Origin of the sequence: Clostridium ljungdahlii DSM 13528 (genome assembly GCF_000143685.1) — a bacterium.
In the GTDB taxonomy this organism is placed as follows: Bacteria; Bacillota; Clostridia; order Clostridiales; family Clostridiaceae; genus Clostridium_B; species Clostridium_B ljungdahlii.
This window is the reverse complement of the sequence record NC_014328.1, coordinates 2629927-2646506: the sequence shown is the minus strand read 5'-3', so window position 1 is coordinate 2646506 and position 16580 is coordinate 2629927. Positions and strand designations below refer to the sequence as shown.

The 16580-nt window shown below is 33.6% G+C and carries 12 protein-coding genes; 9 read left to right on the top strand and 3 right to left on the bottom strand.

From position 1 onward, the window contains the following. Nucleotides 1-145: 145 nt before the first annotated feature. From guaD to CLJU_RS11745, 9 genes are all read left to right on the top strand, one after another. Complete coding sequence (guaD, locus tag CLJU_RS11785; protein WP_013239044.1) at nucleotides 146-1429, top strand: guanine deaminase; 1284 nt, start codon at nucleotides 146-148, stop codon at nucleotides 1427-1429. Nucleotides 1430-1494: 65 nt separating this feature from the next. Beyond that, a complete protein-coding gene (locus CLJU_RS11780) occupies nucleotides 1495-2919 on the top strand; it encodes an NCS2 family permease (protein ID WP_013239043.1) in 1425 nt (474 codons plus the stop codon). A 277-nt stretch (nucleotides 2920-3196) separates the two neighbouring features. After that, nucleotides 3197-4906, top strand: coding sequence for an adenine deaminase (gene ade, locus CLJU_RS11775; RefSeq protein ID WP_013239042.1), 1710 nt, complete (start codon nucleotides 3197-3199; stop codon nucleotides 4904-4906). 99 nt (nucleotides 4907-5005) lie between these two features. Next, entirely contained in the window at nucleotides 5006-5593 is a 588-nt protein-coding gene (locus CLJU_RS11770; RefSeq protein ID WP_013239041.1) for a TetR/AcrR family transcriptional regulator, read from the top strand. 113 nt (nucleotides 5594-5706) lie between these two features. After that, the gene (locus tag CLJU_RS11765) at nucleotides 5707-6633 is read left to right on the top strand and encodes an NTP transferase domain-containing protein (protein ID WP_013239040.1); all 927 of its coding nucleotides are present in this window, start codon (nucleotides 5707-5709) and stop codon (nucleotides 6631-6633) included. 106 nt (nucleotides 6634-6739) lie between these two features. Further along, entirely contained in the window at nucleotides 6740-9304 is a 2565-nt protein-coding gene (gene xdh, locus CLJU_RS11760; RefSeq protein WP_013239039.1) for a selenium-dependent xanthine dehydrogenase, read from the top strand. A gap of 40 nt (nucleotides 9305-9344) precedes the next feature. Beyond that, the gene (locus CLJU_RS11755; protein ID WP_013239038.1) at nucleotides 9345-11459 is read left to right on the top strand and encodes a xanthine dehydrogenase family protein molybdopterin-binding subunit; all 2115 of its coding nucleotides are present in this window, start codon (nucleotides 9345-9347) and stop codon (nucleotides 11457-11459) included. Continuing rightward, a complete protein-coding gene (locus CLJU_RS11750) occupies nucleotides 11459-11926 on the top strand; it encodes a (2Fe-2S)-binding protein (protein ID WP_013239037.1) in 468 nt (155 codons plus the stop codon). Before CLJU_RS11755 ends, CLJU_RS11750 begins: the two co-directional genes overlap by 1 nt. Next, nucleotides 11920-12738 carry an FAD binding domain-containing protein gene (locus tag CLJU_RS11745; RefSeq protein WP_013239036.1) on the top strand — a complete coding sequence of 273 codons (819 nt, stop codon included), beginning with the start codon at nucleotides 11920-11922 and terminating at the stop codon, nucleotides 12736-12738. Before CLJU_RS11750 ends, CLJU_RS11745 begins: the two co-directional genes overlap by 7 nt. A 236-nt stretch (nucleotides 12739-12974) precedes the next feature. On the opposite strand, the gene CLJU_RS22605 is transcribed toward CLJU_RS11745, so the two are convergent. From CLJU_RS22605 to dpaL, 3 genes are all read right to left on the bottom strand, one after another. After that, a complete protein-coding gene (locus CLJU_RS22605) occupies nucleotides 12975-13133 on the bottom strand; it encodes a hypothetical protein (RefSeq protein ID WP_023161845.1) in 159 nt (52 codons plus the stop codon). 163 nt (nucleotides 13134-13296) lie between these two features. Then, entirely contained in the window at nucleotides 13297-14901 is a 1605-nt protein-coding gene (locus CLJU_RS11740; protein WP_013239035.1) for an N-acyl-D-amino-acid deacylase family protein, read from the bottom strand. Nucleotides 14902-15325: 424 nt separating this feature from the next. Further along, entirely contained in the window at nucleotides 15326-16507 is a 1182-nt protein-coding gene (dpaL, locus tag CLJU_RS11735; RefSeq protein WP_049781919.1) for a diaminopropionate ammonia-lyase, read from the bottom strand. Nucleotides 16508-16580: the final 73 nt, after the last annotated feature.

Genomic DNA, 16580 nt, shown 5'->3' with positions numbered 1-16580 from the left:
TTGACTTATTTGAGTATAGATTATATCATATTTAACTCTTCAGTATTCTAATTTACAATCATTTTTAATAATAATGTATTAATATCTTATTTCTATTTCTAATCTTTTAATGCAAAATTATAATAACTTAAAAGGGGGCAGCTTAATGGAGGGCATATATATAGTTAAGGGTAATATTATCTTTACTAAAACTTTTGGCAAATTTGAAGTATTTGAAAATGGGTATATTGTAGTTGAAGGTAAGTGCGTTAAAGGTGTATATAAAAATCTTCCTGAAAAGTTTAGTAAGATAAGGGTTATAGACTATGGAGATGCAATTATAATACCAGGATTTGTTGATTTGCATCTACATGCATCACAATATGGAAACTTAGGACTAGGACTTGACAAAGAACTTATGCCGTGGCTTCAAGAGTATACTTTTCCTGAGGAAGCAAAATACGCAGACATTAACTATGCAAAAAAGGTGTACTCAGCTTTAATAAGAGATTTGTGGAGATTTGGTACCACGAGGGCATGTGTTTTTGCAACTATTCATAAAGATTCAACAAAACTTTTAATGGATTTATTTGAGGAGTCAGGATTATCAGCATATGTGGGAAAAGTAAACATGAACAGAAATTCACCAGAATATTTGGTAGAAAGTACAGAAAATTCAGTTTATGATACGGAAGAAATATTGCAGGAATATTCTACAAAATATGAACTTGTAAGGCCTATAATTACACCTAGATTTGTTCCAAGCTGCAGTATGAAGTTATTGAAGGGCTTAGGAAATTTAGCTAAAAAGTACAGTGTTCCAGTACAGTCACATTTATGTGAAAATAATGATGAAGTTAGATTTGTTAAGGAGTTACATCCAGAGTGTAAAAACTATGCAAGGGTATATGATAGTGCTGGATTGTTTGGAGATGTGCCCACTATTATGGCTCATTGTATTTTGGTAGATGAAGATGAGATTGAATTAATGAAAAGAAAAAATATATTTATTGCTCACAATCCTAATTCAAATTGCAATTTGTCAAGTGGCATTGCACCTATTAGAAGGTTCATTACAAGAGGTATCCCCGTAGGGCTTGGAAGTGATATATCTGCAGGACATAGTTTGTCAATGACAAATGTAATTGTGAATAGTGCTCAGGTATCAAATTTGAAATGGCTTGAAAGCAGTAAAGTAGATAAGCCTTTTAGTACTGCAGAATTATTTTATCTGGCAACAAAAGGTGGAGGAAAATTTTTTGGTAAAGTAGGAAGCTTTGAAAATGGGTACGAGTTTGATGCTCTCGTTATTGATGACAGCAGTTTAGCTATATTTAGACAATTGTCAATAGAAGAAAGGCTGCAAAAGTTTATTTATACTGGAGATGACAGAAATATTAAGGACAGATATGTAGCTGGCAAAAAAATAAAAGAACCTAAGTGTTATTAAAAATAAAGTTCTTCAGCTTAATAAGTTTCGAGAACTTTAAATAATTTTATAATGGGGGTTAATTTATGGAAAGTGGAGTTAATGGACAGAAAAATTCGTTTCTAGAATCATTTTTCAAGTTGAAAGACAACAACACAAATGTAAAGACAGAAATTCTTGCTGGATTCACTACTTTTATTACTATGGCCTATATAATATTTGTTAATCCAAGTGTTCTTAGAATAGCAGGTATGAATTCAGCAGGTGTAGTTGGAGATGCAGCTTCAAAGTTTAATGTAGGCTCTGACCCTATTGTATCGGCGGTATTTGTTGCTACTTGTCTAGCTGCTGCTGTTGGAACATTTATAATGGGGTTCTATGCAAATTTACCTTTTGCTCAAGCTCCAGGTATGGGTCTTAACGCATTCTTTACTTACACAGTATGTTTGACATTAGGTTTTAATTGGCACCAAGCTCTTACTGCAGTACTCACTTCAGGTATTTTGTTTATAATTATTACAGTTACATCCATACGAGAAAAAATTGTTGATGCTATACCTCAAAATTTAAAATATGCTATGTCTGGTGGTATAGGACTTTTTATTGCACTTATTGGTTTGAAAAGTGGTGGAATAATAGTTTCAAATAAATCAACACTTGTTGGATTTGGAAATTTTGCACAACCAGGAACATTGCTTACTATAATAGGAGTTTTAATAATTGGCGTACTTATGGCAAGAAACGTTACAGGGTCCATCCTTATAGGCATTGTTTTAACTACACTTATAGGTATACCACTTAAAGTTACTTCTCTTGCAAATTTACACATCTTTAGTGCACCACCTTCTCTTGCACCTACTTTTGCAGCTTTTGATTTTTCCGGCCTTTTTTCAAAAGGAGGTACTTCTATAGCAGGAGCAATTTTGAGTTTTGTTATGGTTGTTATAACAATTTGTTTGGTTGATCTTTTTGATACTATTGGAACGCTTGTTGGAACTGCTACAAAGGCAGGGATGGTAGATGAAAACGGTAAAGTTTTAAGACTTAAGAAAGCCCTTATCTGTGATGCAGTAGCAACAACTGCAGGATCATTTTTCGGAACAAGTACTATTAATACCTATGTTGAATCAACCTCTGGTGTTACGGCAGGAGGAAGAACCGGTCTCACAGCAGTAACTGTAGGTATATTATTTATTCTTTCATTATTCTTCTCAGGACTTGTTGGAGTAGTTCCTTCACAGGCTACAGCACCAGCACTTATTATAGTAGGTGCCTTAATGATGGGAGTAATCAAAAATATAGATTTTGGTGATTTTACAGAAGCATTACCATGTTTCTTCGCTATTTCATTAATGGCTTTTAGTTATAGTATAGCAAATGGTATTGCAGTTGCAATGATCATTTATCCTATAGTAAAAATAGCTACTGGTAGAGGTAAAGAACTTAGTCCAATAGTGTACGTTCTTGCTGTATTATTTGTGCTAAGGTATTTACTACTTCCGTTTGAGTAGAGTAATATATATTATATATTTAACTTTTACGCATATGAGATTTTGACTTAATTTAAATATAATGCGAAGCAACTTTTTAGTTAATAGTTAAGAGTGAAGAATTAATAGTTAATGTGGATTTTTTTCGTTACACTGCAAAAAATCTTTAATTAAATTTTCCTTCACTATTAATTTTTCATTATTCATTCTTAACTTGCGAAGCTTTGCTTCGCAATATTTTTAAACTGTGGGAGTAAGATTATAATAGGGCATTTTAATAGATTGGAGAAGTGAGTAGATGAATGAATTGACAAGTAAAATCGATGTTGCTATGGGCAGGATAAAAGCAGAACTTGTGCTGAAAGATGCTTTTATAATAAATGTATTTACTCAAACTGTTGAAAAAAAGGATATTGCAATAAATGATGGGATAATTGTAGGAATGGGTAAATATGAAGGAAACCATGAAATTAATTGCAATGGTTTTTTTGTAGCACCAGGGTTTATAGATTCTCACGTTCATATAGAATCTTCTATGGTAACTCCAGAAATATTTTCTGATTTAGTTATTAAAAAAGGGGTTACTACAATTATTGCAGATCCCCACGAGATAGCAAATGTTTTAGGAGAAAAGGGTATAGAATTTATGCTCCAAAACAGTAAAAAAGGTGATGCAGATATATTTTTTATGCTTCCGTCTTGTGTTCCAGCAGTAGATTTTGAAGATAATGGTGCAGTGCTTGAAGCGGATAATTTAGAAAGATTTATTGAAGATCCTCAAGTCTTAGGACTTGGAGAAGTAATGGATGTTAATGCAGTTACTTCAGGGAATAAAAAGATGATAAGAAAAATTTTAATGGTAAACAAGTATAGAAAAAGTTTAGATGGACACTGCCCTAAAATTAATGATAAAGAACTTAATGCTTATTTATGTGCTAACATTAGAACAGATCATGAATGTACCAATTATGAAGAAGCTTTAGAAAAAGTGAAAAATGGGATGTATGTAATGCTTAGGGAAGGATCTGCGGCTAGAGATCTGAAAAAATTATTACCTGCAGTAAATGACAAAAATTATAGCAGGTTTTTGTTTTGTACTGATGACAGACATATAGAGGATTTAGTAGATGAGGGCAGTATAGATAATTGTATACGAACTGCTATAGATGAAGGATTAGATGCTATAAAAGCATATACAATAGCATCATTTAATGCAGCTAATTGTTATAATTTATGGGATAGAGGTGCTATTTCAGCTGGTATGAAGGCTGATTTGGTAATATTTGAAGATATTAAAAAATTGAAAATTAAAAATGTGATTAAGAATGGTAAAGTATACAAAAATAATCATATGTTTAAAGATATTTTTGCTAAGCCATCAGTAAATGTAGATCATATAAAAGAAGACTTATTTAAGATTAAGGCTAAAGGTAAATTTGTAAATGTAATAAAAGTTCAGCCAGGAGGACTAGTTACTAAAAAGGAAAAGAGACAAGTTAAAATAAATGAAGGATTAGTTGAATGTGTTGAAAGTAAAGAAGAAGTTGTAAATAAAATAGCTGTGATAGAGAGACACAAAAACAGTGGAAAACATTCTGTTGGGTTCATAGAAGGCCTAGGTCTCAAAAAAGCGGCTATAGCTCAGACAATTGCCCATGATTCTCATAATATAATTGTATTAGGTGACAATGATAAAGATATGGAGATAGCAGTAAATAACATTATATCCAATAATGGAGGTATAGTATTTGTATCTGAAGGTAAATTGTTAGAGCATTTAAAATTACCAATAGGTGGACTTATGACATCTGAGAATCCATCTTTTGTAGTAGATAAAATTATAAAATTAAATTCATTAGCAGTAAAGTTTGGAATTAAAAAAGAAGTTGATCCATTTATAACACTTGGGTTTATGGCACTTCCCGTAATTCCAGAGATAAAAATAACTTCAAGGGGATTATTTGATTACTCTAAATTTAGTTTTATAGATTTATTTACAGATATTTAAGTATAAGATATGAAGCTTCTATACAAATTTTGCGTAAAATTTAAACTTAGAGTATAATTTTATAGTAGATTATAATTGTTACGAGAAAGAGGTTATACTATGCCAAAAGATGCAAAAAAAGAGATATTAAATGCTGCTATGAAAGTAATTGCAAGGGAAAAAATAAGCGGTACCCGTATGCATATGATTGCAAAAGAAACTGAGAGAAGTCAGGCTAATTTGCATTATTACTTTCCAACTAAAAATGATATAATGATAGCCCTTTTAGATGATATACAAAAGCAATTTTCAGAGAACCGTAAGAAATATATAGATTTAGAAAATAAAAGTGTTTTAGAAAATATAAGAGGATTTTTTGAACAAAAGGAAGATGACATTTTAAATAATAAAGAATTAGATTATGTACAACTTGATTATTGGGTTCAAGGTACAGTAAATGAGGAAATAAGAAAAAAGTTTCAAAAAACTTTTAATATATGGCGCAGTGGCATTAGCAAAGTTTTAGATAAAGGGAAGTTTAAAGACAGTGTAGATAATGAATATAAAGATATGCTAACATATATAATGCTATCATTAATGTTAGGAGCATCACTACAGTATCTTATTGATGAAGGCAAGTTTGATTTAAAAAAGTATTTTGATGTATCCGAAGGGCTTATTGAACAGTGTTTAAAAGAAGAAAATTAATTGCTTTACAATGTTTTTAAACTGGGAAAGTTGAAGTATTTATATACTAAGCAAGATTATATAGTCTTAAATTGTACATATATGCAAGTTGCAGCTAGATAAGGAGTATGGATATGGAGAAAGAGAAAAAAACAACAGGAGGTATAATTGCTGCTGCAGGAAAAACGTCAGAGAAAGATGAAACATATCCACTGCGCAAAATTGGTTCTATCACTATAGTAAAAAGAATTGTCTTAACTTTTCAAAAGGCTGGGGTTTCACCAATTGTGGTAATTACGGGGTATAAATCTGAGGAAATTGAACGTAATTTAGCTTATTATGGAGTTATATTTTTGTATAATGGAGAATACGAAAATTCACAAATGCTTGATTCTGCAAAAATAGGATTGGATTTTTTAAAGAATAAATGTGATCAAGTAATATTTAATCCAGTAAGTGCCCCGCTATTTACACCGGAAACTATTCAAAAGATGATAGAATGTAACAAACAATTGCTATCACCAGCTTATCATGGAAAGACTGGACACCCCCTTTTGATATCTTCTAAGTTAATCCCTCAAGTTTTAAAATATGATGGTAATGGAGGGATGGAGGGAGCTATCCAAAACATTGGAGTTGAAAGACAGCTGATGGATGTGGAAGATGAAGGAATTTTAAGTGATACAGGAGACCCTTGCCAGTTAGAAAAACTCCTAAAAAAACATAACCAGCGTATTTTACATCCTTTTGTTAAAGTGAGTATTGAAAAGGAGTCTATGTTTTTTAATTCAAGAACAAAGTTGCTTTTGATTTTAATTCAGAATACACATTCTGTACGAAATGCATGTAAACATATGGCACTTTCCTATAGCAAAGCGTGGAACATGCTGAATCAGTTGGAAGAAGAATTAGGATATGCAGTGGTTAAGAGGAAACATGGTGGGCGAAATGGTGGAAAAACCTATTTAACCGAAGAAGGTATGGAATTTTTAAAAAAATATGAGCAATTTGAACACAATGTCCGTCAGTATGCAAAAGATGAATTTGATAGACTATTTTGATGCAAAAAGCAAGTTCTTTTCACAAAGAATTTGATAAAGATTAGCCTCCGTTTTATAATAATTATAACAATAAATTGTTAAATTTTTATAAAATAGGAGGTTATTTATGTTTACATTAAATATTAATGGTAAGGATGTAGCTTCGAATACTGATAAACCCCTATTGCGTTTTTTAAGAGATGATTTGAAGATCACTTCTGCAAAGGACGGTTGCAGCGAAGGTGCATGTGGAACATGCACTATTTTAGTAGATGGAAAAGCAGTAAAAGCTTGCGTACAAAAAGTATCAAAATTTATAGGAAAAAAAATTTTAACCATTGAGGGATTAAGTGACAGGGAAAAGGAAGTTTATGAATATTGTTTTGGAGAAGCAGGTGCAGTACAGTGTGGCTTTTGTATTCCTGGGATGGTGATTTGTGCAAAAGCTCTATTAGATGTCAATTCTAATCCAACAAAGTTAGATGTAAAAAAGGCGATTAGAGGTAATATCTGTCGCTGTACTGGATATAAGAAGATTGAAGAAGCTATTTTAATGGCAGCAAAATATTTTAGAGATAATCTTCAAATACCAGATCCTGTAGGTAAATTGAAGATGAATCAGAAATTTAAGCGAGTGGATGTAGACGAAAAGGTAAATGGAACAGGTATTTTTGTAGATGATATGGAGCTGCCTGGAATGATTTATGCCAAAACGGTTCGATCTAAATACCCAAGGGCTATTGTAAATAAAATTGATATTACAAAGGCAGAAGCTCACCCGGATTGTGTGAAAATTTTACTGGCAAAGGATGTTCCAAATAATATTATTGGACACATAAAACAGGATTGGGATGTAATGATTCCAGAAGGTGGGACAACCAGATATATAGGAGATTCACTAGCACTTGTGGCAACTTACCATAAGGATAAGCTGGATGAAGTGTGTAAACTAGTTGATGTAGAATACACTGAATTGGAACCGATTACTTCTCCTGAAGATGCCCTAAAAGCAGATGCACCTCTAATACATGCAGATGGAAATATTATGAGTCGTTCTATTCTGCAGCGTGGAAATGCAGATGAAGCAATTAAAAATTCTAAATATGTAGTGACAAGAAAATATAAAACTCCATTTCAGGAACACGGATTTATGGAACCAGAGTGCGCAATTGCAGCACCTGAAGGAGAAGATGGTATTTTACTCTATTCTGGCTCACAATCTGTTTACGATGAGCAGCGTGAAATTTCAAATATGCTTAAAATTCCAAAAGAAAAAGTACACTGCCATTCACAGCTTGTTGGAGGAGGATTTGGCGGCAAGGAAGACATGAGTGTCCAGCATCTTGCAGCATTAATGGCATGGTACACAAAAAAACCGGTAAAGGTAAAGTTTTCAAGACAGGAAAGCTTAGATTATCATGTTAAACGTCATGCAATGGAAATGGAATTTACAACAGCTTGTGATGAAAATGGATATTTGACAGCTATGAAAGGTGTAATTATTGCAGACACAGGTGCCTATGCATCCCTTGGTGGACCTGTATTACAAAGAGCATGTACTCATGCCGCAGGACCATATAATTATCAGAATATTGACATTTTAGGTATGTCAGTTTATACAAATAACGTGGTTGCTGGAGCATTTCGTGGTTTTGGTGTAACACAAAGCTGTTTTGCTACTGAAAACAATATCAATTTATTGGCAGAGATGGTGGGCATTTCACCTTGGGAAATGCGTTACCGTAATGCAATTCGTCCAGGGCAGGAACTTCCAAATGGTCAAATAGCAGATGAAAGTGTTGCTATGGTAGAATGTTTGGAGGCTGTTAAAGATGTATATGAATCAAATCCTTATGCAGGAATTGCCATAGCTTTTAAAAACAGTGGAACTGGAGTGGGAAATAAGGATATTGGCCGCTGCATTTTATCTGTAGAAAATGGGAAAGTTCATATTAAAACTTCTGCAGCCTGTATGGGACAGGGAATTGCAACAATGTGTACTACCATATTATGTGAAACAACAGGCTTAAATCCAGCACTTACTGTTCATGAAAGAGCAGATACCTTTCATACACCTGATTCAGGAACTAGTACCGCATCTAGACAGACTGTGGTAACTGGGGAAGCTGTAAGGCGTGTATCTGAAAAATTAAAAGCAGAATTGGACAAAGGATTGACTCTTTTTGATTTAGAAGGAAGAGAATTTTATGGTGAATATTCTGCAAAGACAGATCCAATGGGATCTCCAAAGAAAAATCCAGTAAGCCATGTAAGCTACAGTTATGGGGCTCAGGTTGTTATCTTAAATGAAGAAGGAAAAGTGGAAAAAGTAGTTGCAGCTTATGACGTTGGAACACCTGTCAATATTCAGGCTGTTGAAGGACAAATTGAAGGTGGCATTGTTATGGGGCTTGGATATGCTCTAACAGAAGAATTTAAAGTTGAAGGCGGCTATCCTAAGACAAAGCTGGGTACACTAGGACTTATGAGATCAACAGATGCTCCAGAGCTCGAAGTTATTCTTGTACAAAGTAAAGGAAAGATTCCTGAGGCTTACGGAGCAAAAGGCTGTGGAGAATTATGTTTGATTCCGACAGCGCCAGCTTGTTCTCATGCATATTATAGATTAGATGGTAAATTCCGTAGTCAACTGCCGTTAAAAGGTACATTTTATAAAAAGTTAAAAAAATAGTATATTACTTTTTTATGAATTGAATATAGGGAGGTATTGTATGAAAAATATTAGTAAGTCTGTAAAGAAAAAAGATCATGAATTAAAAATAAGTGGCCATGCCCTTTATGTAGATGATCATGTGATAGATGATATGCTTTACGGCAAACTATTGCATTCCACAAAGGCAAGGGCAAAAATCACTAATATCAGTATTCCTAAATTACCTGATGGTTACTTTGTTGTTGACAAAAATGATGTAACAGGTGTAAATCGTGTTGCAATTGTGGAAAATGATACACCCGTTTATGCTGAAGATACTGTGGAATATGTAGGTGAACCTATTTTGATGGTTGTGGGACCTAGACTTAAAGAAGTCAATAGAATTTTAAGTGAGATTATTGTAGTATATGAAGAACAGGTTCCCGTTTTGGATATGCAAAAATCTAATACAGTCTTCTTCCATTACAAGTGTGAAAAAGGAGACATTTCTAAGACTTTAAAAGAAGCTGATCAGGTTTTTGTTGAAACATTTCAAACTGGTTATCAGGAACAGGCATATCTTGAAACTCAGGGTATAATTGCTTATCCGCATGATGGGCGAATGACAATACGTGGTTCTATGCAGTGTCCTTACTATGTGTATGGTGCAGTTTCCAAAGCTTTAGGATATGATGAAAAAAATATTCAGATTATTCAGGATGTTACTGGCGGAGGCTTTGGAGGTAAGGAAGACTTTCCTTCTATACTTGCATGTCAAACTGCAGTCGCAGCTAAAAAGGCAAATAAACCAGTGAAAGTAATATTTGATAGACGTGAAGACATGGAGTTTACTTCAAAACGTCACCCATCTATCTGTACCTATAAAGTAGCAGTTAAAGATGGTGAAATTACAGGTATGGATATTGACGTACTGTTCAACAGTGGTGCATATACAACCCTCTCTCCTGTTGTTTTACAGCGTGGAGTAATTTGTGCAAACGGCGTATATAGGGTAGAAAACTTGCGTGTCGTAGGACGTGCAGTTAAGACAAATACAGTACCTTGTGGTGCATATCGTGGCTTTGGTGCTCCACAGACTTTCTTTGCAGTAGAGATGATGATGGATCACATTGCAAAGAAAATGGGTGTTGACTCCCTTGAACTGAAAGAAAAATATATGGTTAAACAGGGTGATTCTACTTCTACAAGTGGAAAGTATCATTTCCATGTATCGCTGCCTGAAATGATCAAGCGAGCTGATGAGCTTGCTGACTATCGTAAAAAGCGCCATATGTATAAAAATCAAAAGGGACGATACCGAAAGGGTATAGGAATGTCATTATTTTTCCATGGATGTGGTTTCACAGGAAGTGGAGAACGTGATCTCATAAAAGCTGTTGTAAAAATTAGAAAAAATGCTGATGATACAGTGGAACTTTTAGTAAGTAACTCGGATATAGGTCAGGGTATTAAAACTACTTTTTCTAAAATTGTTGCAGATACCCTTGGCATTTCTTATGATAAGGTGCTTATAAACAATCCGGATACAGACCATGTACCTGACTCAGGGCCTACTGTAGCAAGCCGTTCTTTAATGGTAGTTGGAGAATTGCTTAGGCGTGCAGCAGAGAAACTGAAAGGACAATGGAAAACTGGGGAAGAACAGATTGTAGAAGAACATTTTGTGGAGCCCGACTTTATAATTCCATTTAGTCTTGAAAAATTCAAAGGAGATGCTTATCCAACCTTTTCCTGGTCTGTTAATGTCATTGAAGTAGAGGTGGATACACTTACTGCTATTACAAAGGTAACTGGAGCATGGGGTATTTTTGATGTGGGTGTTCCTATTGATATGAACATTATACAAGGACAGATGCAGGGAGGTTTCCTTCAAGGCATTGGATATGCTTCAATGGAGCAGATGGAATGCAATGATAAAGGCGTAATCCGTAATAATAGCTATAGTGATTATATCATTCCTACAGCAGTAGATGTTCCGAATCTTGTAACTGAAATAGTAGATAATCCATATAACTGTGGCCCATATGGAGCTAAAGGTGCTGGTGAACTTCCTCTTGTTGGTGCAGCTCCAGCATATGTGGAAGCTATGGAAAATGCACTTGACGTAAATTTGAATAAAGCTCCATTTACTCAAGAGGATACTATGAAGGTTTTGCAGGAGGTGCTTAAGTAATGATAAAATTTATTCTTAACGAAAAAGAAGTTACATCTACTGCCAGGGGAAGCGAGCGTTTGCTTGATGTACTTAGAAATGAATTACACATTACTGGTGTAAAGTGCGGCTGTAAGGAAGGTGAATGTGGTGCCTGTTCTGTTATAGTTGATGGCAAGCTAGTTAATTCCTGTATGGTAGCAGTAGGCAGTATAGAAGGCAGTAGGGTTATGACTATTGAAGGATATCGTGAAACCAAACGTTTTGAAGTCCTTGATAAGGCATATGCTTCTGTTAGTGCTGTACAGTGTGGTTTTTGTATTCCAGGTATGATACTTGCATCTGAATGCATACTTTCTAAAAATCCAGATCCTACAGAAGCAGAGATTAGAGAAGGTATTTCTGGAAATCTATGTAGATGCACTGGCTATAATGCTATTGTTAAGGCTATTGGTATTGCAGCAAAGGAGGGGAAAGGTTTATGGTAAATAGTTATAGACCATCATCTTTAAAGGAAGCATTGGATGTTCTTGCAAAAGAGGAGGTTACTCCTTATGCAGGAGGTACGGATTTAATGATTAAGGCAGATGAAAATGCTAGATATTTGTTCTTAAATAAAATATCTGAGATGAAAAATATATTAGAGGATGAAAAGTATATTCACATCGGTGCGGGGTGTACTTTTACGGATATTATTGAAAATGAATTGACTCCTGCTATTTTAAAAGAAGCAGTATCGCAAATTGCAGCACCTGCAATTCGAAATTTAGGTACTGTTGGCGGTAATATATGTAATGGCTCACCTAAAGCAGATAGTGCACTTATCTTTTTTGTTACGGATTCTAAACTGCGTATTGTAAGTAGTAAAGAGGAGAGGATTATTCCTATTAATGAATTTTATCTTGGTAGAAAAAAGACTTCCCTCAAAAAAGATGAACTGCTTGTTGAAGTTCTTATGAATAAAGAAGGATTTGACAATTATTATTATAAGAAGGTAGGGGCAAGAAATGCCTTAGCAATTTCCAGGGTATCTTTTGCTGGTATCCTTAATGTAGAAAATAATAAAATTTGTAATTGCAGTACAGCCTTTGGCGCAGTTAAAGATGTTATTATAAGACTGCCAGTTATTGATAGAATGCTCATTGGCAAGACTATTGAAGAAGCAAAAACTGTTAAGAAAGAGTACCTTGCAGCATATGATAAGGTTATTATCCCTATAAAAGGAAGGGTTTCAGCAGAATATAGAAAGATTGTATGTATGAATTTACTTCGTGATTTCCTTGAAAGCAATGGGATTTAGCTTCTAAGTAAAAAGTTTACTTATACCAGGCATATACTAACAAATTTCATTACACTAAAAACTTTTTATAAGTCTAAAGTTCAGTATTTAGAAAATCTAAAGAAGATTATATAAACTCGTACCTCAGACATATATAATCTTCTAAGATTTTCTAAAATACCTCACTAAGACTTATGAAAAAAGTTTTTAAGTGTAATTTCAATTTTGTTAGTATATTTTATGTATAAGTTAAAATTTCAATTAGAATCACTATAGAATTTTGCACTTATAGAAAAGGTTTTTAAATATGGTTTCAATTGATAAATACATGACTTAAAATCATTGCAAACTTTATTATTATAAGGATCGCTAACGATTTTGTTACTTGTATTTTTATAATCCAATTTTATTTCCATAATGTCCCTCCCATTAAGTTTCTGTAAGTATAATTGTAGTCATTAACTGCATGTTATATATATTATATCGTGTGGTAATAAAATAAATTTATGGAAAATATAATATTAAATTAAAATATCAGTAACTATTAATTTTTAATCCTTAATTCTTAACTTAATATAATTACGTGTGCCTTATAACTCTACCATAATTACCTTTGCATACAACTCCATTTTTTACAGCAAGTTTTCCGTTTAACAATACATATTTTACACCAATAGGCGATTTAGTTGGATTCTTGTAATCTTCATAACCTATGATTTTGTCAAAATCAAATATAGTGATGTCTGCCATATTGTTAGGAGCTAATTTACCTATATCTTTTAAACCCAATGTAACTGCAGGGAATAGCGTTGATTTGTATATGGCATTTTCAAGGCTAATAGCTTTTTTTTCTCGCACAAATTTACCTATAAAAAGAGGATAATTACCATAGAAACGTGGATGTGGAACACCGGCAGGTATACTATCTGAACATACCATCTGTAGGGGATGTTGTATGAGTTTTATAGTGTCTTCTTCTGAAAATATATTTAAGGTAACTATTCCAACTCCTGCATTTTCTTCAATAAGTAGTTTAGATATAAAGTCTACCGGGTGTATTCCCAAGTCCCTTGAAATATCTCCAACGGTTTTTCCAATGTACTTCAAATTTTTATCTTTCTTAAGTGAAGTGATGAGGATACCATCCCAACCAGCTATTGCACTGTAATTATCCCATGCAGGGTAATGGATTTTTGTATTAGAAAGTTCATTTTTAACTCTATTTAATACTTGAACATCCTTTAATTTTTCTAATAAGGTACCTTCTCCTTCTTTTGTAAGCCAGGGCGGTAAAAGTTGAGTCATTAAGGTACTGCCGGAAAGATAGGGATGTTCATCAAAAGTAATGTCTATACCATCATCAATTGCTTTTTGTACAATTTTAATAAGTGAATCAGCATTCAAGCCTAATTCACTTGAATTATAAGATCTCATATGGGAAATCTGAAGCTTTACCTTAGATTCTCTGGCAATTGATATAATTTCTTCTAAAGCATTATTTATAGTGTTATCGTGATTTCTAACATGAACCATAACAATCCCATTATAACTTTTTACAACTTTACACATAGCAATTAATTCATCTCTACAGCTAAAAATACCAGGCATATATTGAAGACCTAGAGACATTCCAAAAGCACCTTTTCTCATAGCATTATCTACTAACCTGCACATGTGGTCAATTTCACATTGCGTAGGTATTCTAGGGTCAAATCCCATTACATTTGTTCTGACAGCACCCTGGGAAATTAATGAAGCGTAATTGTTTTTTAATCCCATTGAATTGATTTTAGCCATATACTCATTCAGGTCAGAAAAGTGCCATTTTAGATCAGCACCTCCAACTATTCCAACAACATAATTTTTCCATGCATTATCCTGACTTTCTATATAGGGAAAAATCCCTAAGCCACATTGACCCACGAGTTCAGTAGTAACCCCTTGAAGTAACTTTGAATTTCTAAGGTTTTCACAAGTAAAAGGCACTAGATCATTATGGCTGTGCACGTCAATAAAGCCTGGACAAACTATTAATCTAGAGGCATCAATAACGTCATTTGCTTCACTTGATAGATTTTTCTCTATACTTATTATTTTGCCATCCTTGATTCCCATATCTGCATGATAAGGAGTAGTATTTGTACCATCTACAATTAAACCATTTTTTATTAAAATGTCTAACAATTGGATTACCTCTTTTTTAAAATTTTAATTAGAATCAACTCAACTTTTGTAATTTAGTTGAAAGTTGACAATTGATAGTGGACAGTGAAGGCTCGTTTTGTTAAAGCAAAACGTCACTGAAACTGTCAATTGTCTACTATCAACTCAAAAACTTTACATGTGTGAAAGTCGAGTAATTACTATATAAAAATAAACTTATACGTAGAAATATTTTTACAATAAACAAGCACATTTAAACATTTTGTATATAAGTCTTAGTGGAAAATTTATATACAAAACTTAGGACTTTTGAATTGTTTGGGGTACGAGTTTTCAAAAGTCCTTAGATTTGTATAAATTTTCTGCTTAGACTTATCAAAATGTTTAACCGGGCTTGTGGTTGTAAAAACATGCGGAGTATAAGTTTATTTTTCATTTGTCAACCCTATATTAAACTCTGATAGTCACCATCCCAAGTAATGTTTCTATATACCTTTGGATCAGTATTTCCTTCTGTACTAATGAGTAAAACGTTAGAATTTTCATCAAGTTTTAATGTTTCACGTAAGTCCTTATATTTATCCTCTGAAGAAATGGATAGGAGTCCTGCTGTTACAGCTCCTGATTCCCCAGAGATTATTCTATTATCACCTTTAAGAGGATTTCCTAAGACACGCATTCCTCTTGCTGTTACCCAATCAGGAACTGACACAAATGCATCAGCACAGTATTTCAAGATATTCCAACCCATAGGATTCGGTTCACCACAGGCAAGTCCAGCCATTATCGTATTCATTTCTCCTGTGACGGCCTCAATTTTACCTGCTTTGCAGGATTTATAAAAACAATCAGCTTTTTCAGGTTCTACGATAATAATTTTTGGTGGATTTTTTTCAAATGCAGAAACAAATACGCTTGCTATAACTGAAGCAAAGGCTCCTACACCTGCTTGTAAAAATACGTGAGTTGGAACAGTTCCATGTAACTGTTCAATAGCTTCTTGCGCTAAAGTAGAATATCCTTTCATGATCCATGTAGGAATTTCAGTATATCCTTCCCAAGATGTATCTTGAATGACTTCCCACCCATTTTTAGAAGCTTGCTTAGCTGTAAAACGTACTGCATCATCATAATTCCAATCAGTTATACTGACATCTGCACCAAATTCAGCTATGTTATTTAATCTGTTTTGAGTGCTTCCTTTAGGCATGTACACAATACACTTGTATCCCAGTTGTTTTGCCATCCAGGCGACTCCACGTCCATGATTGCCATCTGTAGTGGCAACAAAAGTAAGGTTCCCTAAATCACTTTTTACTTTCTCAGATTTTAGTACTGAAAAAGGAAGTTCTGATATATTCTTGTCTAATTTTTGTGCAAGATGTTTTCCGATGGCATAAGAAGCTCCTAGCACTTTAAATGAATTTAATCCAAAACGAAGAGATTCATCTTTTACAAAAACATTAGATAGTCCTAAAAAGTTTGCCAATCCATCTAACTTAACAAGAGGAGTTTTTTTATATTGTTCAAAACTTTCATGAAAAGTTTTAACTTCACATAAATTTTTTTTACTTAATAAAGGTGTATGTGCCTTAACATCTTTTTTATTATTAACAATCCATTTCAACAACAAGTCGCCTCCAAATCGTAAATTTTTACGAGCAAATTGGTTTTAAATAAATATTACTAACTAGTTAATC